At 59.0% G+C, this 22,690-nt stretch carries 18 protein-coding genes and 1 pseudogene; 7 read left to right on the top strand and 12 right to left on the bottom strand.

The window, feature by feature from the left end; all coding sequences use genetic code 11:
* Positions 1 to 11 precede the first annotated feature (11 nt).
* The 8 genes from AD659_RS16805 to proV all read right to left on the bottom strand — a co-directional run bounded on the left by AD659_RS16805 (position 12) and on the right by proV (position 9,997).
* Positions 12 to 965, bottom strand: a complete 954-nt coding sequence (locus AD659_RS16805; protein ID WP_082341972.1) for a GlxA family transcriptional regulator — start codon at positions 963 to 965, stop codon at positions 12 to 14.
* Positions 962 to 2,323, bottom strand: coding sequence for a dimethylsulfonioproprionate lyase DddP (dddP, locus tag AD659_RS16800; RefSeq protein WP_053123276.1), 1,362 nt, complete (start codon positions 2,321 to 2,323; stop codon positions 962 to 964). Before dddP ends, AD659_RS16805 begins: the two co-directional genes overlap by 4 nt.
* A gap of 210 nt (positions 2,324 to 2,533) precedes the next feature.
* Positions 2,534 to 4,024, bottom strand: a complete 1,491-nt coding sequence (locus AD659_RS16795) for an aldehyde dehydrogenase (protein ID WP_053123274.1) — start codon at positions 4,022 to 4,024, stop codon at positions 2,534 to 2,536.
* 1 nt (position 4,025) lies between these two features.
* On the bottom strand, positions 4,026 to 4,928 hold the full coding sequence (locus AD659_RS16790) for a dihydrodipicolinate synthase family protein (protein WP_053123272.1): 903 nt from the start codon (positions 4,926 to 4,928) through the stop codon (positions 4,026 to 4,028).
* A gap of 142 nt (positions 4,929 to 5,070) precedes the next feature.
* Positions 5,071 to 6,390, bottom strand: coding sequence for an NAD(P)/FAD-dependent oxidoreductase (locus AD659_RS16785; protein ID WP_053123270.1), 1,320 nt, complete (start codon positions 6,388 to 6,390; stop codon positions 5,071 to 5,073).
* Between the two features lie 312 nt (positions 6,391 to 6,702).
* On the bottom strand, positions 6,703 to 7,731 hold the full coding sequence (gene proX / locus AD659_RS16780) for a glycine betaine/L-proline ABC transporter substrate-binding protein ProX (RefSeq protein ID WP_082341971.1): 1,029 nt from the start codon (positions 7,729 to 7,731) through the stop codon (positions 6,703 to 6,705).
* Between the two features lie 56 nt (positions 7,732 to 7,787).
* Positions 7,788 to 8,741 (bottom strand): glycine betaine/L-proline ABC transporter permease ProW, encoded by a 954-nt coding sequence (gene proW, locus AD659_RS16775; protein WP_053123266.1) that lies wholly within the window; start codon positions 8,739 to 8,741, stop codon positions 7,788 to 7,790.
* A gap of 95 nt (positions 8,742 to 8,836) precedes the next feature.
* Positions 8,837 to 9,997, bottom strand: coding sequence for a glycine betaine/L-proline ABC transporter ATP-binding protein ProV (proV, locus tag AD659_RS16770; RefSeq protein ID WP_053123264.1), 1,161 nt, complete (start codon positions 9,995 to 9,997; stop codon positions 8,837 to 8,839).
* A 333-nt stretch (positions 9,998 to 10,330) separates the two neighbouring features.
* Between proV and AD659_RS16765 the strand changes: the two genes are divergently transcribed.
* From AD659_RS16765 to AD659_RS16750, 4 genes are all read left to right on the top strand, one after another.
* A complete protein-coding gene (locus tag AD659_RS16765) occupies positions 10,331 to 11,299 on the top strand; it encodes a LysR family transcriptional regulator (protein WP_053123262.1) in 969 nt (322 codons plus the stop codon).
* Positions 11,300 to 11,564: 265 nt separating this feature from the next.
* Complete coding sequence (locus AD659_RS16760) at positions 11,565 to 12,800, top strand: aromatic ring-hydroxylating oxygenase subunit alpha (RefSeq protein ID WP_053123260.1); 1,236 nt, start codon at positions 11,565 to 11,567, stop codon at positions 12,798 to 12,800.
* A 128-nt stretch (positions 12,801 to 12,928) separates the two neighbouring features.
* The gene (locus AD659_RS16755; protein WP_053123258.1) at positions 12,929 to 13,822 is read left to right on the top strand and encodes a dihydrodipicolinate synthase family protein; all 894 of its coding nucleotides are present in this window, start codon (positions 12,929 to 12,931) and stop codon (positions 13,820 to 13,822) included.
* A gap of 97 nt (positions 13,823 to 13,919) precedes the next feature.
* On the top strand, positions 13,920 to 14,807 hold the full coding sequence (locus tag AD659_RS16750) for a DMT family transporter (protein WP_053123256.1): 888 nt from the start codon (positions 13,920 to 13,922) through the stop codon (positions 14,805 to 14,807).
* Between the two features lie 218 nt (positions 14,808 to 15,025).
* On the opposite strand, the gene AD659_RS30555 is transcribed toward AD659_RS16750, so the two are convergent.
* A complete protein-coding gene (locus AD659_RS30555) occupies positions 15,026 to 15,793 on the bottom strand; it encodes a methyl-accepting chemotaxis protein (protein ID WP_371914226.1) in 768 nt (255 codons plus the stop codon).
* 93 nt (positions 15,794 to 15,886) lie between these two features.
* A pseudogene (locus AD659_RS30550) lies at positions 15,887 to 16,969 on the bottom strand (HAMP domain-containing protein); the annotation flags it as partial.
* Between the two features lie 293 nt (positions 16,970 to 17,262).
* Between AD659_RS30550 and AD659_RS16740 the strand changes: the two are divergent.
* Positions 17,263 to 18,306, top strand: coding sequence for a GlxA family transcriptional regulator (locus tag AD659_RS16740; protein ID WP_053123252.1), 1,044 nt, complete (start codon positions 17,263 to 17,265; stop codon positions 18,304 to 18,306).
* A gap of 74 nt (positions 18,307 to 18,380) precedes the next feature.
* Here the strand turns inward: AD659_RS16740 and AD659_RS16735 are convergent, their stop codons facing one another.
* Positions 18,381 to 19,574 (bottom strand): YbfB/YjiJ family MFS transporter, encoded by a 1,194-nt coding sequence (locus tag AD659_RS16735; protein ID WP_053123249.1) that lies wholly within the window; start codon positions 19,572 to 19,574, stop codon positions 18,381 to 18,383.
* A gap of 110 nt (positions 19,575 to 19,684) precedes the next feature.
* Between AD659_RS16735 and AD659_RS16730 the strand changes: the two genes are divergently transcribed.
* Complete coding sequence (locus AD659_RS16730; RefSeq protein WP_053123247.1) at positions 19,685 to 20,560, top strand: LysR family transcriptional regulator; 876 nt, start codon at positions 19,685 to 19,687, stop codon at positions 20,558 to 20,560.
* Positions 20,561 to 20,681: 121 nt separating this feature from the next.
* On the opposite strand, the gene AD659_RS16725 is transcribed toward AD659_RS16730, so the two are convergent.
* Complete coding sequence (locus AD659_RS16725) at positions 20,682 to 21,404, bottom strand: pirin family protein (protein WP_053123245.1); 723 nt, start codon at positions 21,402 to 21,404, stop codon at positions 20,682 to 20,684.
* 325 nt (positions 21,405 to 21,729) lie between these two features.
* On the opposite strand from AD659_RS16725, the gene AD659_RS16720 reads away from it, so the two are divergent.
* Positions 21,730 to 22,680 carry a GlxA family transcriptional regulator gene (locus tag AD659_RS16720; protein ID WP_053123243.1) on the top strand — a complete coding sequence of 317 codons (951 nt, stop codon included), beginning with the start codon at positions 21,730 to 21,732 and terminating at the stop codon, positions 22,678 to 22,680.
* Positions 22,681 to 22,690: the final 10 nt, after the last annotated feature.

Genomic DNA, 22,690 nt, shown 5'->3' with positions numbered 1-22,690 from the left:
GTCAGCAGACGCTATATTTCGTAACGACTTTCCTTTGAAGGCGGACAGCCGAAGAGCGTGCTGTAGCACTTGCTGAAGTGAGGGGTGGAGACGAAACCGCAGGCAATGGCGACATCCGTGACGGTCAGCCTGGAGTTCTGTAGCAGGCGCCGTGCTTCGGTCAGTCGCAGTTCCAGATAGTACCGTTGGGGAGACATATTGATTTGTTTTCGAAACAGACGTTGGATCTGGCGCTTGGAAAGTTGGACACATTGGGCGAGCAGATCCAGGCCTAATGGTTCTTCAAGATTGCACTCCATCAATGCAATGACTTCTCGCAGGGACGCACTGACTTTGCGATCCAGCATCTTTGCCGAGGTACGGAATCGAGATTCATGGTCCAACAGGTCAAACACGACATCCGCGACTTTCTGGTCGAGGGCGGCGTAAAGCCACTTCATCATGATTTGAAAAGCACCGGCAGGGTTTGACGCCGTGAATCGGTCCCTGTCGAACACCACCGTATCCAGCGTCACCGTCGTCTTCGGTGCACACTCTGACAGGGCCATTCGTTGTTCGGCATGAATGGCGCATCGGTAACCGTCCAGCAATCCAGCCTTGCCCAGGAACCAGGCGCCGTTCCATAACCCGCCGAGCGCAATGGGCATGTTTGCAAGCTTGGTCAAAAGCGTTACCAAGCCGTCGGGGAGTACCCTGGGCGTGCGTAGCCCGCCGCAGACAATCATCAAATCCAGTGCCGCGACCCTGATATCGGTCAACGGTGTGTCGGGTCTGATGGGGATTGCCAGGTCGCTGATCACTTCAGAGTCGTTTCGACTGAATGTATGGATTTTTATCGACCCGGGCTGGATGAGGTTGGCGGTCACCGCCACGTCCAGGCATTGGGTGAAACACGTCAGGGAGAAGTTATCGAGCAACAGGAATCCCACGCTCGATGTTTTCTGGGGCTCAATCATCTGGTTCATGAGTTGTGCTTCGTATCTCGCAGGAAACTGTCATCGAAAGGGTAGTGGGTGAGCAATTCATAACCGGTCTGCGTAACCAGCAGTTGGTTCTCCAGCTTGATGCCATCCTGTGCGCCCACCTCGCCTACGTACGCCTCGACGCAAAGGGCCATGCCTGCTTGCAGCTCGCCCTCGTATCCGTAGGATTCCAAGTCTTCTGGATAGCGGATACTGGGGTACTCGTCGCACAGGCCGACGCCATGAAACAGCACGCCATACCGCTGGGCGCGGCAGGACTCTGGCAGCCGATGCGCCTTGGCGGTCAGTTCCGTGAAGCGCACGCCCGGCTTGATCAACTCGGTGTTATGAACGATATGGTCATGGGCAATCCGGTACAGGCGCTTCTGTTCGGTCGTGGGCTCCAACCCCCCGCAAATCCAGCTGCGGGACATGTCCACGCACATGCCGTAGGTGCCGATCAGATCCGTGTCGAACGACAGCAGGTCGCCGTCGCTCAACACCCGTGGACCCGACTCCTGGAACCAGGGGTTGGTGCGAGGGCCGGAACTGAGGATTCGGGTCTCGATCCATTCGCCGCCGCGGCGGATATTGCCGGCATGCAGCGCGGCCCAGACATCGTTTTCGGTCACGCCGGCGCGCATCGCCTGGTGCATTTCGGCCACTGAGGCTTCGCACGCGGCCACTGCACAGCGCATCGCCTTGATTTCATCAGGGCCCTTGATCATGCGGGCGAATTCGGTCACTTCCTGGCCGCTGCACATCTCGATAGCCAGGGCATCCAGCGCGCGCACGCCGGCGACCTCAATCCGATCCACCGCCAACCGGCGGTTGGCTCCGGCGTGTTGGCGCAGCAACTCGTCGATTTGCGCGGCGAAATGCCTGGCGTGTCGATCCGTGTGCTCCCCGGTCTCGAAAAAGAAAAACGACGCACCGCTGCGCAGTTCAGTCACCAGCGGCAAGTGGGCGGAAAGGTGATCGCAGCCATGGAAGTCCCACAGCACGACATGCCCACTGGCGGCGACGAAGCAGGCCCGTGCAGGGTTGTGCGTCGTCCACAGTTGCATGTTGGTGGTATCGGTTGCGTAGCGGATATTCAGTGGATCGAACAGCAGAATGCCGCCCAGGTCACGGGCAACCAATTGATCAACCAGTCGTTGCAATCGATACGCACGCAGGGTGGGTAAATGGGGCGGCTCCAGGCCCAAACGTTCCCACTCCGCGAAAGCCAGGGGAGTGGGGCCTATTTCGACGCGGTCGTTGTCATTGACGGAGCCATCTTTTTTTAATGCGGTTGCACGCTGCCTGGCGGGGTCGATGCGCCGAGCATTGGCTGGAATCGAAAAAGGTGAAGGGGTCATGGTGGCGTCCAGTGTTCAGTCTGCTAGAAGTATTGCCCGCTGTGCCGGCCTCATCGCGAGCAAGCTCGCTCCCACATTCTTGCGGCGTACACATGACCCTGTGGAGCAAGCTCACTCCCACATTTCTCCGGCGTACACATGACCCTGTGGGAGCGAGCTTGCTCGCGATGAGGCCAGTACAGCCGCCACAAAATCGCGATCTCGATCAGGTTACGAAGCATCAATCCAAATGGTTTTCAGCTCGGTGTACTGGTCATGGGCCCAGACGGATTTGTCGCGACCTCCAAAGCCAGACTCCTTGTAGCCGCCGAACGGCGTGGAGGCGTCGCCTTCACCGAAGCAGTTGACCGTGACCACGCCCGCGCGAATCTCCCGCGACAGCCGCAAGGCGTTACGCAGGCTGCCGGTATAGGCGGATGCCGCCAGGCCGTAGACCGTGTCGTTGGCAAGCTCGATGGCTTCGTCGATCGTACTGAAGCTGGTGACGCTCAATACCGGCCCGAAGATCTCTTCGATAAACAGGCGACTTTCACGCTCGACGCCGTCGATGATCGTCGGCTGCACGAACACACCGGACTCGGTCTCGCCACCTTGCATCACATTGAGTTTCTGCTCGGCTGCATATTCCAGATACGAACGGACTTTCTCGAAATGGGTTTTGCTGATCATGGCGCCGAGGCGATTTTCAGGATCCAGCGGGTCACCCATTTTCCAATCGCGCAGATGCTTGCCGATCAGTTGCAGCAGTTCATCCTTGACGTCTTCATGAACGATCAGCCGCGAGGAAGCCGAGCAGTTCTCGCCCATGTTCCAGAAAGCGCCAGCCGTCACATACTGGGCAACCTGATCGAGGTCTTCGCAGTCGTTCATCACCACGGCAGGGTTTTTACCCCCCAGTTCCAGCACCACGCGCTTGAGGTTCGACTCGGACGCGTACTTGAGAAACAACCGGCCCGTGTCGGTAGAGCCGGTGAAGCTGACCATCGCCACATCCATGTGCCGACCGATTGGCTCGCCAGCCTCCCGGCCGCCGCCCGGGGTAATGTTGAATACGCCTGCCGGAATACCGGCCTGATGGGCCAGCTCGGCAACACGCAGGGCAGTCAGGGTGGTTTCCTTGGCCGGCTTGACCACGATGGAACAGCCGGCAGCCAAGGACGGGCCGATCTTCCAGGCCAGCATCAACAAGGGGAAGTTCCACGGCAGGACCAGGCCGACGACACCGATCGCTTCGCGCACCACCAGGGTGACCGCACCGTGACCGGTCGGCGCGGTGCTGTCGTACACCTTGTCGATCAACTCCGCGTGCCAGCGCAGGGTATGGATCGTGTCGGGCACATCGACGTTCTGGCATTCGCTGACCGGCTTGCCACTGTCCAGGCTTTCCAGCACGGCGAGCTCGTGGGCGTTGTCTTCCAGCAATTGGGCGAAACGCAGGAGCACCTGTTTGCGTGCGCCGGGTGACAGCTTGTGCCAGCGACCATCCTCGAACGCTTGCTTGGCAGCAGCCACGGCAACATCGACGTCACGGCTATCGCACGCCGCGATCTCTGCAAGCTGTTCACCCGTGGCAGGGTTCGTCGTGATGAAGGTTTTGCCAGAGAGTGCATCACGGAACTCGCCGTTGATGAACGCCTGGGTAGGAAACTTCAACTGGGCGGCGATGGCCGCGTACTGTTCTTTGCTCAGTAAATCAGCCATTTCAGGCACCTCCAGTGATCTGCGCGATGTTGCGCTTGAGCTCGGTGACGACGCCTTGCAGCGCCTGCTTTTCCTCAAGGTCCAGGCCGTGCAGGGGCGCGCGCAGGCCACCGGTGCTCAAGCCGTTCAGTTCACACCCGTACTTGATGGACTGGACAAATTTTCCGCCTTCCAGAAAGTCCATCAGCGGCATCATCGTTGCCATGATGCGGCGGCCTTTGTCGAAGTTCTTCTCGACCACGCAGGCTTCGTACAGCGCGACGTGCTCGCGGGGGATGAAGTTGGAGCCGGCGCACACCCAACTGCGGGCGCCCCAGGCGAAAAACTCCAGGGCTTGATCGTCCCAGCCGCACGACAGGGCGATGTGCGGGTACTTGCAGGCCAAACGGTGCATCTGGGCCATGTCGCCGGAGCTTTCCTTGATGGCGACGATGTTTTTCACATCGCGAACCTCCTCGAAGAACTCCTCGCCCATGCTCACGCCCATGCGGCCTGGATAGTTGTAGAGCATGATGGGAAGGCCTGCGGCGCGGTCCACCGCCTTGACATGCAGGGCGATCTCTTTTTGCGTCGGCAGTGCATAGGGCGGCGAACCCACCAACAGTGCATCGGCCTTGATGGCCTTCGCCGCTTCGGCGTAGGCGACCGAGTCTTCAGTGCGGATGGCGCCGGTCCCCACGATCAGCGGTAGACGGCCGCGCAGCACGTCCTTGGCCTGGGCGGCCAGGTCGAAACGCTCCTGGGCGGTGTGGGCATAATATTCGCCGGTTGAGCCGCCGATAATGATGCCGTGCACCTTGGAGTCGACCAGGTACTCCAGGACTTCGGCGAAGGCGGTCTTATCGATACTGCCGTCAGCGGTCAGCGGCGTAACGGCCGGTGTGTAAATGCCTTCAAATTTCATCAATCTCGCTCCAGTTAATGTCACTGCCTATCAAGCGGCGCCAGCTCGATAGAGTCAGCGCAGCCAATTGTTCAACCCAGGGAGACCACGTGCTTAAGATCGAGCAAGTGGACTTCAACTGCTTAAAGTTGGTGGGTGCGGGTCAACTTTCTTTACCGGCTCGGTACTGCCCCCAGCGCAAACTTATATTGACGCCTGCTGAAACCAGTGGGGCGGGTGGGTTAGGGCAAGGTCCCGGGGATTTCAAGACGAAATCAATAAGCTCGGAGTGTTCCCCAGCCAGCCAATCCGCCAAGAGTTTTCCGGTCGCTGTCCCGCGAGTAACACCCAGGCCATTGCAGCACAGTGCCCCATAGACATTGGGCGAAAGTTCGCCGAAATAACCCATATGGTTACGTGAAAGAGCCAATGCGCCGCCCCACGTATAGTCGAACTTCATCTCAGGCAACATGGGAAACCGTTGTTCGAAAGAGGCCTGATGCCTGGCGACAAAGCGTTTCAAGTATTTTGAATCGCTGCGGCCGTCCGGGTTGAAGCTGAAACTGTTACGGATCAGCAGACGGTTGTCCGGTGTACGACGTACCGTAGTGCCGAATGGGTCCGCAGGAATGACACCCCAATAAGGCCGGCCACCGAGGCGAGCTTGTTCTTGTTCGGTCATGGGACGGGTCAGGCTGGCATAGGTGAACACCGGGAGCATTCGTCCCTTGAGGAAGCCGAAGCTCATGCCAAAGGCATTATTGGTCAGGATCAGTTTGTCGGCGGTAATTGAACCCGTAGCGTGCTTGAGCACCGTCTTCGTGCCGTACTCCACGTGGGTGATCGCGGTGTTTTCATACAGCGTCACGTTACTGGGGAGGCTGTCGGCCAAGCCTTTGACCAGCGCTGAAGGCTGAAGCAAAGAAGTCCCCGGCGTAAATAATGCTTTGCGGTAGAAATGCGTGCCGATATGGTCGGGCAGTTCGCTGGCCTCGATCATCTGGTAGGGCTGATCGAGTTTATCGAGTCCGCGGCGGTAGGCCTCCAGGACGGCGATGCCGCGTGGTTCAACGGCGGCCTGATATTTACCGCAGTGCTTCATCTGGCAATCGATCTGGTGGCGTTCAACCAATTCCTTTAGATAGCTCAGGCCACTCAGATTAAGTTTCAGTGTTGTTTTCGCCGTGGCGATATCGCCGATGTAATCCTCTGCGGCGATGTCATGCGGCAGGTCGATGGCGAACCCTGCATTACGACCGGAAGTGCCAAAGCCGACTTCCTGGGCGTCGATCAACACGATCTGATCGTCGGGGAAGTGAGTCGCGAGCTGACGGGCGGCGGCAAGCCCGGTGAAGCCGGCACCGACAATGACCCAGCGGGCGCTGCTATGGCCTTGATGGGCGGGCTTGATCTGGCGCCCCCTGCTCAAGTGGTACCACCCGCAAGATTGATCATCGGCAGGTAACGAAGATACTTTTAACATTTCAAGATCCTGTTCATTCAACCGATCCGACACCCGTCATGCAAAAAAGGGGGCTTGGTAACTTCAGGTGAACTTGGTATTTAGCGGGCGTAACGGTTAAGTGTTTGCAGTTTTAATTGGCTGTAGGTCAGGCGCCAAATTTATTCTGGTGATTGCTTGATATCCAACAACATTTAATAGAGAAAAAAGATAACCCTTCGTTATAAGTAATCGAAGCGGGGCCTTTTGGTTGGATTTCAATAGTTAATTCTGCGTAGAACTGAACGTCATTAAGGAGCGGGGCAGTCATCGACTCCCCGCCTCTTGTTCGTATTAATTACTGGCTTGTGTCGCCGCCGCGCGAGCCGTTTGCAACCAGGCATCAAATTGCTGCCGATGGGCGGCAACCCACTCCTTGGCGTGACGACGGATATCCGCAGGCTTTTTCTCACCCTGTTGCATTTTCAAGTTCTGGGCGCTTTCGTCAGCGGTGGTAATTTGCATCATCGAAAGGAACTTCAACGCCGCTGGATTTTTATTGGCGAAGTCTTTGTTCAACACGGCCTCGACCTTATCGACTGCAAAGCCGAGATTCTTGCCCTTGTACATCGTGTCGACATCATTCTTGCCATCAGGCAGGTCGGTCTTCGGTACTTCCAGCCAGACCACATCCTTGTCTTCGACCAAAACAGTGGCGATCCACTGTGGGACCCAGGTGAAGTAGAGAATCGGTTGCCCTTCCTTGTAACGCGTAATGGTGTCGGCCATCAGTGCGAAATAGGAGCCTTGGTTGACGGTGACCGTTTTCTCCAGGCCATAGGCCTTCATGTGATGGGAGATGATCAACTCGCAGCCCCAGCCGGGGTTGCATCCCGTCATGTCTGCCTTGCCGTCGCCGTCGGTGTCGAACAGTTTGGCGATTTCCGGCTTTTTCAGGTCAGTGATGTACTTGATGCCATGGGCTTCAGCGGTCTTTTTGTCGATCAGATAACCTTGGAGCACGCCGGGCATGATGTCGCCCGCCTTGACCATGGTCTTGTCGCCCCCGGCCTGCTGGTAGAACTTATCGTGCAATTTGTCCCACAAGTGCACCGTAAAGTCCGCATCACCACTGCCCAGGGCCATCATCATGACGCCGTACTCGGTCTCCTTGGGTTCCTGCACCTTGTAACCCAGCTCCCGAAGACCTTCCATCGCCACTTCACCGCGGAATCGTTCCTCAGCGATAGAAGGGAAGATGGGGGTAACCTTTACACCGTCGCCCGGTTGGTTGGCCGAGGCGTTTGCGCAAAGGGACGCAGCCGCAATGGAAAGGACTGCAGCGCAGTTGAGAATGCTACGGGAAAGCTTGAATTCAGACATCTTCGCGTACCTTTTTTTGGTTTTTATCTTCGTGTGCGGCAGATCGAATACGAGGGTTAAGCTGTCTTGCTCCGGCCCACAGGTTGTTTCGCCCCGAACAGGCGCAGAACAAAGCCGACAGGACCTGTGTGATACCAGCGCAGGCTCGGGTCGGCCCCGGTGCGAGCGCCCATGGCCTGGGTCAGTCGGTCAAGGAAGATGGCAAGCAGCACCAAGCCAGTCCCGCCGACCGTAGCCAAGCCCATGTCCAGGCGACCGATGCCGCGCAGGACCATTTGGCCAAGGCCGCCCACCGAGATCATCGAAGCGATGACCACCATTGACAGCGAGAGCATCAGGGTCTGATTGAGTCCAGCCATGATGGTGGGGGTCGCCAGGGGCAACTGGACGCGAGTCAGCATTTGCCGAGGCGTGCAGCCAAAAGCGCGGGCCGCTTCTATTTTGTCTTCCGGTACCTGGCGGATGCCCAGGTTCGTCAGGCGCACCAGAGGGGGAAGGGCGAAGACAATGGTGACAAGGATGCCCGGCACGTTGCCGATGCCGAACAGCATGACGACAGGGACCAGATAAACGAATGCCGGCAGTGTCTGCATGGCATCGAGTACGGGCCGCAAGATCCTTTCCAGGTTGTCGCTACGGGCGCAGAGAATACCCAGGGGTATACCCAGCAAGGCGCAAAAGAATACTGAAGTCAGTACCAGCGCCAGCGTGGTCATCGACTCGGACCAGACACCGATAAGACCGAGCAGTGTGAGCGTCACAAAACACAGCAGAGCCATGCGTTTACCGGCTAGCTGCCATCCCAGCAAGGAAGACAGAATGATCCCGATGCTGGGTGGGATGCTCTGCAACGTGTATTCGACGCCGTTCAGCACTTGGTCGATCGGCCAGCGGATGGCGCGGAACACATCGCGAAAGTTGTGCACCAGAAAATTGAGGGTGCTTTCCACCCAATCACCCAATGGAATAGTGACGACTTGGAACGGATCGAGAAAACTGAACTCGGACATCGGGGCTTACCTCTTCATCATCACCGCAGCGGCGTCATGGAAGCCGCAGGCACTACAGGTCATCAGGGCGCACCCGTTAAAGAGAGCGCGGCTGTTCAATGTCGGCTCAGCGTTTGCAGCAACTGGCTCTTCGACAGGGTTCCGGTGAGCGCGCCCGAACGGTCGAGTACAGGGACCGGGTAGGGCAGGTTGGCTGCGATTTCCAGTACTTCGTGCAGGGGGGTATCGGTAAATACGGGATGCTGTTGGTGCTGGGTGTAATGCGTGCTGCCACCTGCGCCGCTGGTATCGATATCCACCACCCCGAGCAGTTGCCCGCCTTCATCGATCAAGTAACCGAACGGTAGGCCGGCCTTGAACTGTGGCGCTTGGCCGTTCAGCTTGCGAACCGATTCCGGATCGAGCCTGGCCACGTCGCCTGCCTTGAGGATCCGTGAGCTGTCGAAGCCTTTGAAGAACGTGCGGACATAGTCATTGGCCGGTTGACTGATCAGCTCTTGAGGAGTGCCGATCTGGACCACCTGACCGCCCTCCATGATCGCGATGCGGTGACCGATGCGAACGGCTTCCTCGATGTCGTGGGAAATGAAAATGATGGTCCGCTTCTGCTCGGCTTGCAGGCGAATGAGCTCGCCCTGCATCTCGCTGCGGATCAGCGGGTCCAGGGCGGAAAAGGCTTCGTCCATCAGCAGGATGGTCGGGTCGTTGGCAAGCGCGCGGGCCAGGCCTACGCGTTGCTGCATGCCGCCGGAAAGTTGATGCGGATAGCTGTGCTCCTGGCCTGCCAGGCCAACTTGGGCCAGGGCTTCCCTGGCGCGGCTATGCCGTTCCTTTTCACTGATGCCGGAAATTTCCAGCCCAAAGGCGGTGTTTTCCAGAACGCTCATGTGCGGCATCAAGGCAAAGGATTGGAACACCATGCCCATCTCTTTGCGGCGGACATCCAGAAGGGCTTTGTCAGCCAGCCCGGTAATTTCGCGACCGTTCAGATAAATGCTGCCCGAAGTCGGCTCGATAAGGCGGTTGAACAATCGAACCATCGTCGACTTCCCAGAACCTGAGAGCCCCATGATCACAAATATTTCGCCACGCTTGACCGCGAAGCTGGCGTCGAAAACACCAATAACCTGGCCTGTTTTTTCAAAGACTTCTTTTTTGCTCGCTCCGGCGGTGAGCATTTTCATTGCCGTTTCAGGCTGGGCGCCAAATATTTTAAAAACGTTCTTAACAGAAATGATTTCGTCTGCACTAGTCATCGTGTCCCTCCTTTGCGTGTAACGCTACAAGCGCACGAAATCGAATTGAGCTCGAGCGTTGGTAATTTAGGCGGGCAGTAATAAAAGATAGATCGGCGCATGACATGTACCTGTTTTTTATTGTTTGCCCTTGGGCTCGGGCTTTTTTTCAATCTATAAGTATCCGGATTTTAAATCCAACAACATTTACAGGGCTTTATGGATAACCTAACGTTATCGAGACCCGCCGAAACGACCGCCTTGGTCCAATCACGACGCTTTGGTTTGGCCTGGGCTAGGCTATTGGGTTACGCTCCGCCGCTTTCGCGGATGATAGGAGGATGAGGGCTTACCATGCTCAGCAGACACGTTGACCCCGATACATTGCTGCTTAGAATGCCTTCCCTTCGGGCTGTCAGAGCATTTGTCGCCGCCGCTAAATATGAAAGCTTCACACGGGCAGCGGAGGCGCTGTGCGTATCCCAAGCCGCGATCAGTCGGCAAATACGAGAGCTTGAGGATTCGTTGGGCGCTCAACTGTTTATGCGTGCCGGGCGCACGGTAGAACTAACCGCCGAGGGAAAGATTTTTTTTGAGGCGGCGCAACTGTCCTTCGTTAATATCGCGCAGGCGGCTGAAAGGATTCGTACCGCACCGACGCAAAAACATATCCTGACGGTTTGTTGCTCACCGGCCTTTTCTGCACTATGGCTGTCAGAGCATCTTCCGGAGTTTCGTGCGACTAACCCGGATATTGAGTTCAACCTGATTACCACTCAGAACTTTGTGAATATGGAGCCTGGTGTCGAGCCGGACATCATCATTTCAAAAATTCGCAAGGTCGGTGACGGATATAAAAGTTATCAGTTGTGCCACGATATTATTTATCCTGTGTGCTCTCCTGCATTTTTGGATGCGCATCCCGAACTGACCTCGCTGGAAGGGGTGCGCGATTCTTCGCTGCTCAATCTAAGTCCCTATGGACGGTCGGGTGTGGCTGAACATGTGGATTGGGGGGTATGGCTGGCTTTTCTGAACGTTGATATCGATGAGCGTCCTGCCGACTGTCCGCCTATTTTTCATGCCAATGATTACAACCTGATCATGAACATGGTCCTGACCCATCAAGGCGTCGCACTGGGCTGGAACCAGCTGGTCGGGGCAATGGTCGAGCGAGGGCAGCTCGTCCGCCCCGTCGAGCATCAGGTGACGCTTCGAAACAGTCTTCATTACGTGGCCTGCAATGAAAGGACTGAATACGAAGATGCCTGTCGGAGAGTGCGCGACTGGATCCTTTCGAAATTTTCCAGGTGGAGCGTATAAATTCCCCGCTTCCTTGAAGTCTTCTCGGTCGGTAGCGAGGGTATTGTCTGGATTCGCTGGGTCATAACGCTAAGTTATCAGTTGAACGACGAAAATGTAGTTTTGCCGACTGGGCAGGCTACCGTACCCTTCGTGTTAAACATGGCTAGAAAATATTTATTCAGCGGCTGCGTTGGACGATTCAGTGCGCAGGATCCGTTGGCCATGACACCGTTTTCTGGGCGTACTTGCCATTAACCGTCAGGTTGATGTGTAGAGGATAATAATGAATATCAAGGCATCCGTGATCGACCTTATTAAAAAGCGTAAGGCGCGCCACGCGCTTCCCCGCGAACTGTATATTGAACCTGAGGTTTTCCGTCAGGATCTTGAGCAGATCTGGCACAAGGATTGGATTTTTGCCGGGCATACTTTTGAGATTGAAAAACCCGGGCAATACTTGACGATGCAGATCGGCGACTATCCCGTCTTGATCGTCAGGGATAAAAGTGGCCAGGTCCGGGCTTTTCACAATGCTTGTCGCCATCGTGGTTCTAAAGTTTGCGAGCACGCCCAGGGCAAAGTCGCGAAACTGGTTTGTCCTTATCATAAGTGGACGTTCGAACTGGATGGCAGTCTTTTGTTTGCCGGTAATATGGGGGCCGATTTCGACAGGTCTCAATACAACCTGAAACCTGTTCATTGTGAAATTGTTCATACCTACATTTATGTCTGCGTTGCTGACCAGGCGCCGGAATTCGAAAGTTTCAGGCACTCTGTAAGTCCTTTCATCGCCCCCCATTTCCTCGATAACTGCAAGGTGGCTTTCGAGTCCAACCTCGTGGAAAAGGGTAACTGGAAGCTCGTGTTCGAGAACAACCGCGAGTGTTTCCACTGTGACGGTACGCATCCCGAGTTGATGAACTCTTTTGTCGAGAACCTTTCTGTGGCCGGGGTGGGTGGCGAAGATGATCCCGAACTGACCGCACACTGGAATCGCTGCGAAACCGCGGGTATGCCAAGCAAGCTGGTGATGGATCCGAATGGCCGTTTTCGCATGACGCGCATTCCACTTTCCGCAGGCGCCGTGAGTTACACAATGGATGGTAAACCTGCGGTGGCGGGACGCCTGGATAAAAGTGGCGAGCCGGATATTGGCGCCTTGCTCTACTTCAACTACCCGTCTACCTGGAACCACTTTCTCGGCGATCACGCATTGAGCTTCCGGGTACTCCCGATCGGACCTGGCGAAACGCTGGTGACGACCAAATGGCTGGTGCCCAATACCGCCGTTGAAGGTGTGGACTATGAGATTGACCGGCTGACCAAGGTCTGGCTTGCCACCAACGATCAAGACCGTCGTTTGGTAGAAGGTACGCAGGCCGGTGTGACCTCGCCGACTTACGAGCCGGGACCCTTTTCGGACATTGCGGAAAATGGTGTATGCCAGTTTGATGACTGGTACTGCGAAACCATGCTGACGCGCCTCCAGGCCCAGATTCCACTTAAATCGGTGGATTGATTTCCCCGCAACGCTGGCCGGCGTTTTCTGCGTTGGCCATCGAGGGGCTCGATTGTCAGTGCGTGCCAACAGCCCGGGAAGGGCTGTTGGCACGTCGGCTCAAGAAGAACAAGAAGGGGCTCGATTCAATGTCCGCATTCGCTTTTTCCGGCCTCAACCTGGCCGTGATCACGCCGTTCGATGCCCAAGGCAAGATCGACTATCCGCGCTTCGAAACGTTGCTCGAGCGCTATCTGGCTGCTGGCGTACAGGGTTTTGTCTTGAGCTCAGGGACCGGCATGCATGTCTACCTGAGCCAGGAAGAGTCCAGGCAACTGGTGGCCTTTGGCGCCAAGGTCATCAAGGGGCGTGCTCGCGTCATCGTGCAAACCTCTGCCTTGTTGGCGGACGAAGTGCTGCAGCGCACCCGTCATGCCGCTGAATGTGGTGCCGATGGCGTCATGGTGCTGCCACCGTTTTTCGAAGGCCCAACCGACGACCAGGGCATCGTCGATTTCTATTCCACAGTGTCCGAAGCCGGGTTGCCGATCATTGGCTACAACGTGCCTCAGGCGGTGGGCGTAGAAGTGACCCCGGCGCTGTTCCGCCGGTTGAGCGAGGTTCCCCACTTCGTGTCGGTCAAGGACAGCAGTGGTGATCTTGCTGCCCAAGCCTCGCTGATCCGTACGGGCCTGCCGACGATGAATGGCGCCGACGCGCTGGTGCCTTACGCACTCTTCGCCGGTGCCGCGGGCCTGATCTGGGGCGGGGCGAACATGGCCCCGCGCGCGTGCGTTGCCGTGGTGGAGGCCGCCATGAAACAGGACTGGGCCCGTGCCCGGGAGATCTGGCGGTCGATCGAGCCGGCGATGTCGTTGATCTGGCAGGGTGATTATGTGCAGTCGGTCTATGCCGGTGCCGAGATCACCGGCTATGGGGCGGGGAGTCCACGTCGGCCCCTGGCGCGTTTGTCCGCCGGTAAAGTCGACGCGCTTGAAGTTGCCCTTGAGCCTTTGATCGCGCTCGAGTCTGACCTCGCCTGACGCTGGGGCCCAGACTTACGATGACGCGAATGGTGTGCCGGGCGTGAATGATGCCTGTCGTCACGCAGCAGCAAGTCCCCTCCAAATGGAATGATCTATGAGCAATCAGTTGGACAGCGCTGCACGAGCTTATGATGTTCCCAGGCCCCAGTTCGGCATTCTCCTGTGCCTGCTCTCCATGCTGGTGTTTGCCAGCCAGGACGGGATCACCAAGGTGCTGGTCAAAGACCTCCCCGTCGCACAGTTGGTGATGGTGCGCTATTGGGTATTCCTGGCTTTTGCTGTCGGTTATAGCGTCTATCAGGGCAGCCTGCGGACCGCGTGCCGAAGCCGCCATCCTTACCAGCAGATCATCCGTGCATTGATCGGGGTCGGTGAAATCGTGCTGTTTGGATGGGGGCTGCGCTATCTGGGGCTGGCGGAAATGCACGCCCTGTACGCGGTGTTTCCCTTGATGACACTGGCGTTGGCTGGGGTGTTCCTGGGTGAATTCATCGGCGTGCGTCGATGGGTTGCCGCCGCCGTAGGTTTCGCGGGAACGCTGGTCATCCTTCGGCCTGGCAGCGGTGTGTTCGAGCTTGTAGCGCTGATTCCGCTGGCGTCTGCCTTGGGGTTCGCGATCTTCAGCGTGCTCACACGTCGGATCAGCCAGCATGATTCGTTCGCCACGAACATGCTGTACATGGGCTTTTTCGGCGCGATCACCGTTACGTTGCTGGGCCTTCCCGGATGGGTGGCGCCGAGCCCGATGCAATGGGGCCTGATTGCGGTGCTGTCCACGACAGGCGTGGTGGCCCAGCTGTTATTCCTCCAGGCGCTGAAGTATGCAACGGCGGCCACGCTCCAGCCGTTCAACTACACGCTGCTGGTGTTTGCCACGCTGATTGGCCTGTTGGTATTCGGCGAGCTACCCGACACCTGGACGGTGGTGGGGGCGTGTCTGGTGATTGCCGGTGGGATGTATGCGATCAAGGCGAAAGGGTAGTGGCCGGGCAAACACCCAGTGGCTGTGACATCGCCTTCGCGAGCAAGCCCCACATTTTTGATCTTCAGCGAACACAAAACTCAGGTAACCGCAGGCCCCTTGTGGGAGCGAGCCTGCTCGCGAAGAGGCCGGCACAGTCAGCATCCTACTTGGCTGTGACACCGCATTCGCGAGCAGGCTCGCTCCCACATTGGGTCTTCAGCGGGACATAGGCCCAGTTAGAATTTGAAGCGTCCCACCAACCCCTTGAGCTGTCCGGAAATATCGGTCAAGCGCCCCGAGCCGGTCTGCGCCGAGTGAGCGAATTCTTCGACCAACTGGGCATCGGCATGGATCTGCGCGATGTGTCGGTTGATGTCTTCGGCGACCTGGTGCTGTTCCTCTGCCGCCGTGGCGATCTGCGTGTTCTGGTCGCGAATCGAGTCCACCGAATTGCGGATCTTGTCGAAGCTGTCGCGGGCCTGCTGGATGCGCTCGACGCTGGTGTGCGACACCTGCAGGCTGCTTTGCATCTGCTGGGTCACTTCCTGGGTGCGCCGCGCAAGGTTGCCCAGCAAGCTGTCGATCTCGCCGGTGGAGTCGGCGGTGCGGCGAGCCAGGGCTCGTACCTCATCGGCGACCACGGCAAAGCCGCGACCCTGATCACCGGCGCGGGCGGCCTCGATGGCGGCGTTGAGGGCCAGCAGGTTGGTCTGCTCGGCGATGGAGCGAATGGTGTCGAGGATGGTGTTGATGTTTTTGCTGTCCTGTTCCAGCGCCTGCATGGTCTGGGTCGACTGTTGCAGGTCCTCGCTCAGTTTCAGCACGCTGCCCGTGGCTTCGCCGATGTGGTGCTGGCCATCGTGTACATCGCGATAGCCTTCGTCCGCACTGGAGGCGGCCTGGCTGCACGAGCGGGCCACTTCGTTGGCGGTGGCGACCATCTCGTTGAACGCGGTGCTCACCAATTCCACGGCCTGGCGCTGGCGCCCGGCAGCATCGTTCATGTTCTGGGCCACGTGGCTGGTATCGGCTGCGGCGGTTTGCAGGTCGGACGATGCGCTGCCGATGCGCTGCATCAATTGCGCGATCATGCCCAGGAACTGGTTGAACCAGCCCGCCAGGGTGGCCGTTTCGTCCTTGCCTTGCACCGAGAGCTTGCGGGTGAGGTCGCCTTCACCTTCGGCGATTTCCTGCAGGCCATTGGCAACACCGCGAATCGGCCGCACGATCACGCTGGCGAAACTGGCGCCCACCACGGCGAAGACCACGGCCAGCACGGCGGCAATGGCGGCGATCAGCCAAGTCAGGCTCGACGCCTCGGCCATCACTTCATCGCGTTTGATCAGGCCGATAAAGCGCCAGCCCAGCCCTTTGGAACTGACCACGTTGGCCATGTAGGGCACGCCGTCGATTTCGATCTGGGTCACGCCATCGCTGCTCTTGGCCAGCTCGGCATAGTTGGGGCCCAGGTCGGCCAGCGGCTTGAAGTTGTGCTTGGCATCGGCAGGGTCCACCAGGACGTTGCCGTTGGCTTCCACCAGCATCAGGTAGCCGCTCTCACCCAGCTTGATGTTCTTGACCAGTTCGGTCAGTTGCTTGAGCGACACGTCCAGGCCGACCACGCCGATGGGTTTGCCACTGGCGTCGCTGACGGTGTGTACGGTGCCGATCAGCGACACGTCGTCCGGCGCCCAGTAATAGGCGTCCGTGCGCACGTTGGTGCCCGGTGCGGCCATCGCGGCCTTGTACCATGGACGCACGCGTGGGTCGTAGTTGGTCATTTTGGGATCGTCCGGCCAACTGGCGTAGCCGCCGTCCTCCATGCCCACGGAAAGGTAGGCGGTGGTGGGATGGCTCTTGGCGAATCTTTCGAAGATGTCCAGAAGCTGCTGGTTGATCTCAGGGAAGGGCCGTTGTGCGGCGTCGGCACCGGCGTAGCTTTTCAGCCCTTTGGCCGCGATGACCCGCGGATCCTTGGCGAAGAATTCGACGTTCTGGCTGATGCCGTCGAAGAACTGCTTCATGCCGTTGTCGATCTGGCGGATTTCCCGGCCGCTACTGTCCAGGAAGTTAGCCTTCGCGGCGTCGCGCAGGTTCAGCACGACAAGCACCGCCACCAGGATAACGGGAAGGCAGGCGATGGTCGCGAACGCCCATGTCAGCTTCTGTTTGATATTCATGACTTCTCCCGCGGAATATTTTAAGTGTTGGAACGGCGGAAACAGCAGTGGTTGGCGTTGCGAGTCTCTGGAAGGGAAAAGCACCCATGCCTACTGCCAGTGTATCGACCAAAGTCGTAGGCACTTGAGGCTTGCCTTTTTGGCGCGGGCCGACCGGTAGACGGCGCAGGCGCGAATGCAGCCGGCTTGACTAGTCTGGAAGATAGCGTGGCGTGCCCTGCGTCTTCGCCCCGCGGCTCAGGGCACCCACGTGCAGCCAATCCTCATCGTCTTCAATGTATTAACGAGGCCCTATGCCAAGCGCATTCGAGAGCGTACTCAAGAACAAGAACATGGCTTATCGGCCACTCGGATCGGCGCCCGCCAGCCAGGCGCCGATCCGCGTCGCGTTTGTATTGATGGATAACTTCTCGATGATGTCCTTCACCGGTGCGGTGGACGCGCTGGTAACCGCCAACCTGATGAGCGACATGCCCCTCTACGAAGTACTGACGGTGGGGGTATCAGGTGCGCAGGTGACGAGCGACCTGGGCATTGTCATCTCGACGGACATCGAACTGGCGCAGATACCGGAAAACCAGGATGTGCTGATCGTCGCCGGGGGCTTTCGCGTGAAATTGCAAGGCCACCCGGCGCTGCGACGCAAGCTGCGCGCCAATGCGGCGTCCGGAGCGATCCTGGGTGGGCTGTGGAACGGCGCCTTCTTTGTGGCTGATGCCAATCTGCTGGATGGTTTCGAATGCGCTGTCCACCCGGAAAGCCGCGCCATGATGGCGGAGGTGTTCCCCCGCGTGAAGGTGTCCAACCGGGCCTATGTGGTTGATCGGGAGCGAGTCAGTTGCGCGGGTGCCAACAGTTCGCTGCGCATGATGCTCCAGTTGATTCGCCAGACGGGCGGCGCGGCACTGGTGGGGGCCATCGAGGAAATTCTGCGTTGTGATGAGTCAGGCGAGGATGCGACGGACTTGCCACCGGTTTTTGTCGAGACCGACCCGACGCTGCCGGAAAGCCTCAAGTTGGCGTTGGAGCTGATGTGGCAGAACGTCGAGGAGCCCTTGACCATCGATGAGCTGGCGGCGTGCGTGAAGATTTCCAAGCGCCAGTTGGAGCGGCGGTTCTGCAGTTTTCTCGGCGCGACCCCCACACGTTATTACCTGGAACTGCGCCTGACGCGTGCGCGCCAACTGATCCAGCAAACCAATCGGTCGGTGACCGAAATCGCCGTGGCGACAGGCTTCGTCAGTTCGCCGCACTTCCAGCGTCGTTTTCGGGATTTCTTCGGTGTGCCGCCTGGCAGCTACCGTTCGAAATCGGAGCGCAAGCAAACCTTGCGATAAAGCCGCTGCCTGATCAGGGATAGGTTCCTTGCAGAGCGGCTTGCTCGCTTCGTCGACTTCTGAGCCGTCGATGATTAGCCCGTGCATCTGGTCGAACCGGGTTTTAGGAAATCAAGCAGTAGCGCAAAAAGAACTGCCCCTGCGGAAATCAGGAAAAGCAACGCATGGCGGCCACCGCTGGCATTGAACAGCGCCGAGTAGGCAAACCCGGCCACCGCTTGGAAGGTGGCGAACGAAACAGTGGCACGGCTCCAGGCCAGTTGTTGGCGATGATGATCGGGCACCAGTTCATGCACCCGGGCCAGGGCCAAGGGCACGATGCCCGGCGGAAACGAACCGATGACCACGGCCAGCAGCGCCAGTGCGATGAAGGTGTGTGACATCGCGAGCATGCCGAGGGCAATCGCTTGCACGGCCAATACCAGCCGAATACTCCTGCGTGCGCCGAGGTGATCGGCGAGAAAACCATAGCTCACCGGCCCGATAATCGCCCCGAGGCCATACATCACCCAGACCACTGCCCCCACCTGTGCCCCGGCACCGAGACCGCGTGCCACGTAGTCCACCAGAAAGACCATCGCCGGCACGAGCCCGGCGGCCATGAACGCATACTGGGCGAACAGTTGGAACACCGCCGGGGGCATTGGCTCGTCGGGCGTCGCACTGATGGTTACATGCGCGGTATCCCGGGGCCAGCCAAACCAGCTCAGCCCGGTCAGTACCAACGACAGCGCACCAAGCCCCAGCCAGGTGGCCGGCAGGCCCAGGCCCAGCAGCGGCGGCACAATCGTTCCGGAACCGGCGATGCCAAGGCCGATGCCGAGGAAAATCGCACCGCTGGCCAAGCCTTTGCGCGCCGCTGGTACATGGGGCAGTACGGTCGCCGCCACCAGCACCATGATCGCACCGCCGGCGATCCCCGACAGCAACCGCCAGGCGAAGTACCAGGTGACCGACACCGGGAACGCACAGGCGAAAAACGCGCCGGTCACGAGCAGCATCATCAGCCGCAACGCGTTCCTGTTGGTCAGTCGGTGGGCCATGGGGCGGCCGAGCAGGGCGCCGATCAGGTAACCGACCAGGTTCGCCGCTCCCAGGTAGACCACGTCGTTGGCAGAAAACCAACGGGCCTCGATCAATGCCGGGATCAGTGGCGTATAGGCGAAACGCGCCAGGCCGATGCTGACGAGGCTGGCACAGAGGCCGGCGAAGATGGGCAGCCAGATACCCGTGGGGGGTGAATCGAACGCCGTGGATGAAGGGGTCATGACGGAGATCCTGTGAAAGGTTTATGGCGTCCAGCATATCGGCTATTGTTGCTGCGTTTGTGCAGCGATTTAGCGACACTGCGATGCAGATATGCATCATTGGAGGCTGGATGAATTGGGATGATGCGCGGATGTTCCTGGCGGTCTGCCGGGCATCGACCTTGCGTGGTGCCGCGCGGACATTGGGGGTGGATCAGGCGACGGTGGGGCGGCGTGTCACGGCGCTGGAGAAGTCCCTCGATGCCGCGTTGTTCTTGCGTACCTCCGACGGTTACGCACTGACGGCCGTCGGCGAGGCGGCGCTCAAGGCGGTGGAGAAGATGGAACATTCGGCGTTGGAGCTGGAGCGTCGGATACAGGGCCTGGATGACCGCCTGATCGGCAATGTCCGGGTTGCCACCACTGACTCATTGGCGATCGACTTCCTGATTCCGGCCATCGCCCGCCTGCACGGGCGCCACCCTGACGTGCGGGTGCAACTGGACGCATCCACGCAGATTCTCAGCCTGGTCAAGCGCGAAACGGACATCGCCGTGCGCAACACCCGGCCCGACAATCCAGACCTGATCGCCCGGCGGATCGCCCGTTGGCCGGTAGGCTTGTTTGCGTCCCAAGCCTATGTCGACGCCTATGGCGTACCGGTGCCCGGCAGTGAGTTCGAAGGACATGATCTGGTGGTTTATCAACCGTACTTGCAGGGCAGCAAGGATTTCACGCTGGTTTCGGAGCCGATCAATCGCGGACGGATCGTCGCCAGCCTGAGTTCGAGCCTGTTGGTACGCCGGTCGATCGCCGCAGGCATCGGTGTCGGGGAAATTCCGCTGTACATGGGGGAGCGTGACGGGTTGCTGAGGCTCTGGCCGGAGCGCACGCGCCCGCAGCCCTACGAAGTCTGGCTGGTCACCCACGCGGACCTGCGCCATACCGCGCGGGTGCGGGCGGTGATCGACGAGATTGTCGAGGTGTTTGCGCTGGAGAATGAATGAATCCGCCACCCATCCAGTGTGGGAGCGAGCTTGCTCGCGATGGCGTCAGGTCAGCCAGCTCTCATAGGGCTGACACTCCGCTATCGCGAGCAAGCTCGCTCCCACAGGGGTAAAGGGTGTTTCATGGCATCTGTGGCAATTCCTGCGGCCGCAGATCGAACACCAGCACCTCGGCGTCCTGGCCATTGCTCAAGGTCAGGACTTGCTCCTCGCGCACCCGCACGCCATCACCTTCCTGTAAGTGCACACCGTTAAGCTCGACAGTGCCTCGGGCCACGTGCACGTAGGCATAGCGATTCGCTTCCAGGGTCAGCGTGGCGCTTTGCTCGCCATCGAACAGCCCGGCGTAGACCCGCGCATCCTGGCGCACCTGGAGCGAGCCGTCGGCACCGTCCGGGGAGATGATCAATTGCAGGCGTCCCTGTTTCTGCTCGCGGTTGAAGTGCTCCTGTTGGTAGCGGGGCGTGGCACCGCTGACGTCGGGCACGATCCAGATCTGCAGGAAGTGCACCGGCTCTTCGGCACTGTGGTTGAACTCGCTGTGGGCCACGCCGCTGCCGGCGCTCATCAACTGCACGTCACCGGGGCGAATGACCGAGCCGGTGCCCAGGGTGTCCTTGTGTTCCAGCGCCCCTTCGAGCACATAGGAAAAGATCTCCATGTCCCGGTGGGGATGCTGGCCGAAACCCTTGGCGGCGGCGACCCGGTCGTCGTTGATCACCAGCAGGTCGGAGAAGCCCTGTTGATTGAGGTCACGGTAGCTGGCGAACGAGAACGTGTGGAACGAGGTCAGCCAACCGTGGCGGGCAATGCCGCGGTCCGAAGCTTTGCGAAGGGTCAGCATGATCAATTCTCCTGATGTCTGTGGGCGGCGGCTGGGGCCGCTCGCCGGGTTCAGAAGAAGGTTAATGGTTGCCAGGATATTCAATAAGCAGGTGGAAAACGAAAGACTGTCCGCTTTGAGTGGACAATCGAGAATGCCTACCGGCAGGTGCTTCGCTTCGACATAATGCTGAGTTCTGATGCCACATAAAAACCTGTGGGAGCGAGCCTGCTCGCGATAGCGTTGGATCAGCCAGCATCAATGTCACTGATATACCGCTATCGCGAGCAGGCTCGCTCCCACAGGGGCATTCACTTACAAGTTCTGGATTTTGGCGTCCCTCTTGATGAAGACCGTTGCAATGGTGCTGTTCCCGGATTTCTTGCTGCTCGACATGGCCGGGCCGCTCGAGGTGTTTTCCATCGCCAATCGTTACCTCGAAACGGACCAGCGTTATCAACTGCTGACCCTGGGGACCGAGCGCGGGCCGTTGCGAGCGTCCAACGGCGTGATGGTGCAGGCCGATATCCATATCGACCAGGCATGGGCGGCCTACGACGTGTTGCTGGTACCGGGCGGGCCGGGGGCCTATAACGACCGCCATCCGGGGCTGCACACCTGGCTGCGGGCCGCGGCGCAACGGGCGACGCGCTACGGCTCGATCTGCACCGGTGCCTTTGTGCTCGGTGAGGCGGGTTTGCTCGACGGTTATCGCGTCACCACCCACTGGCATTACACCGAACGGCTGATCCAACGTTTCCCCAAGGCCCTGGTGGAAACCGACAAGATCTTCCTGCAGGACCGCCGCCTGATCACCTCGGGCGGCGTCACCGCCGGGATCGACCTGGCCCTGTCCATCGTTGCCCAGGACCATGGCCGCAAAGTCGCGCTGGACGTGGCCAAGGTGTTGCTGGTGGTGATGAAGCGCCAGGGCGGGCAGGCACAGTTCAGCCCCTCGGTGGCGGCGGTGTCGACGCAGGAGTCGGCCATTACCCGGGTGCAGAATCATGTGATGGAGCACCTGGAAGAACCTTTCACCATCGAACGCATGGCCGCCTTGGCCGTCATGAGCGCGCGGCATTTCGCCCGGGTCTTCGCCCGTGAAGTGAAGATGACGCCCATGGAATTCCTGCAGGGTGCGCGCATCGACCGGGCGCGTCATTTGCTGGAAACCACCGACCTGCCGCTCAAGACCGTGGCGTTTCGCAGCGGCTTCGGCAGTGTGCGGCACATGCGCTTTTTATTCGGTGAAAAGCTTGGCCTGACCCCGGTGCAATATCGCCAGCAGTTCAGTTGAGCCGTCGGTG

The organism is Pseudomonas thivervalensis (assembly GCF_001269655.1).
GTDB classification, from domain to species: Bacteria; Pseudomonadota; Gammaproteobacteria; order Pseudomonadales; family Pseudomonadaceae; genus Aquipseudomonas; species Aquipseudomonas thivervalensis.
Note: the sequence above shows the minus strand (reverse complement) of the source record. Positions and strands in the feature narration are given on the sequence as shown.

Excerpts from the sequence above, each read along its gene's own strand:
- AD659_RS16805 (WP_082341972.1), bottom strand. The coding sequence starts at position 965 with ATGAACCAGATGATTGAGCCCCAGAAAACATCGAGCGTGGGATTCCTG.
- dddP (WP_053123276.1), bottom strand. The coding sequence starts at position 2,323 with ATGACCCCTTCACCTTTTTCGATTCCAGCCAATGCTCGGCGCATCGAC.
- AD659_RS16795 (WP_053123274.1), bottom strand. The coding sequence starts at position 4,024 with ATGGCTGATTTACTGAGCAAAGAACAGTACGCGGCCATCGCCGCCCAG.
- AD659_RS16790 (WP_053123272.1), bottom strand. The coding sequence starts at position 4,928 with ATGAAATTTGAAGGCATTTACACACCGGCCGTTACGCCGCTGACCGCT.
- AD659_RS16785 (WP_053123270.1), bottom strand. The coding sequence starts at position 6,390 with ATGTTAAAAGTATCTTCGTTACCTGCCGATGATCAATCTTGCGGGTGG.
- proX (WP_082341971.1), bottom strand. The coding sequence starts at position 7,731 with ATGTCTGAATTCAAGCTTTCCCGTAGCATTCTCAACTGCGCTGCAGTC.
- proW (WP_053123266.1), bottom strand. The coding sequence starts at position 8,741 with ATGTCCGAGTTCAGTTTTCTCGATCCGTTCCAAGTCGTCACTATTCCA.
- proV (WP_053123264.1), bottom strand. The coding sequence starts at position 9,997 with ATGACTAGTGCAGACGAAATCATTTCTGTTAAGAACGTTTTTAAAATA.
- AD659_RS16765 (WP_053123262.1), top strand. The coding sequence starts at position 10,331 with ATGCTCAGCAGACACGTTGACCCCGATACATTGCTGCTTAGAATGCCT.
- AD659_RS16760 (WP_053123260.1), top strand. The coding sequence starts at position 11,565 with ATGAATATCAAGGCATCCGTGATCGACCTTATTAAAAAGCGTAAGGCG.
- AD659_RS16755 (WP_053123258.1), top strand. The coding sequence starts at position 12,929 with ATGTCCGCATTCGCTTTTTCCGGCCTCAACCTGGCCGTGATCACGCCG.
- AD659_RS16750 (WP_053123256.1), top strand. The coding sequence starts at position 13,920 with ATGAGCAATCAGTTGGACAGCGCTGCACGAGCTTATGATGTTCCCAGG.
- AD659_RS30555 (WP_371914226.1), bottom strand. The coding sequence starts at position 15,793 with ATGAACGATGCTGCCGGGCGCCAGCGCCAGGCCGTGGAATTGGTGAGC.
- AD659_RS16740 (WP_053123252.1), top strand. The coding sequence starts at position 17,263 with ATGCCAAGCGCATTCGAGAGCGTACTCAAGAACAAGAACATGGCTTAT.
- AD659_RS16735 (WP_053123249.1), bottom strand. The coding sequence starts at position 19,574 with ATGACCCCTTCATCCACGGCGTTCGATTCACCCCCCACGGGTATCTGG.
- AD659_RS16730 (WP_053123247.1), top strand. The coding sequence starts at position 19,685 with ATGAATTGGGATGATGCGCGGATGTTCCTGGCGGTCTGCCGGGCATCG.
- AD659_RS16725 (WP_053123245.1), bottom strand. The coding sequence starts at position 21,404 with ATGCTGACCCTTCGCAAAGCTTCGGACCGCGGCATTGCCCGCCACGGT.
- AD659_RS16720 (WP_053123243.1), top strand. The coding sequence starts at position 21,730 with ATGAAGACCGTTGCAATGGTGCTGTTCCCGGATTTCTTGCTGCTCGAC.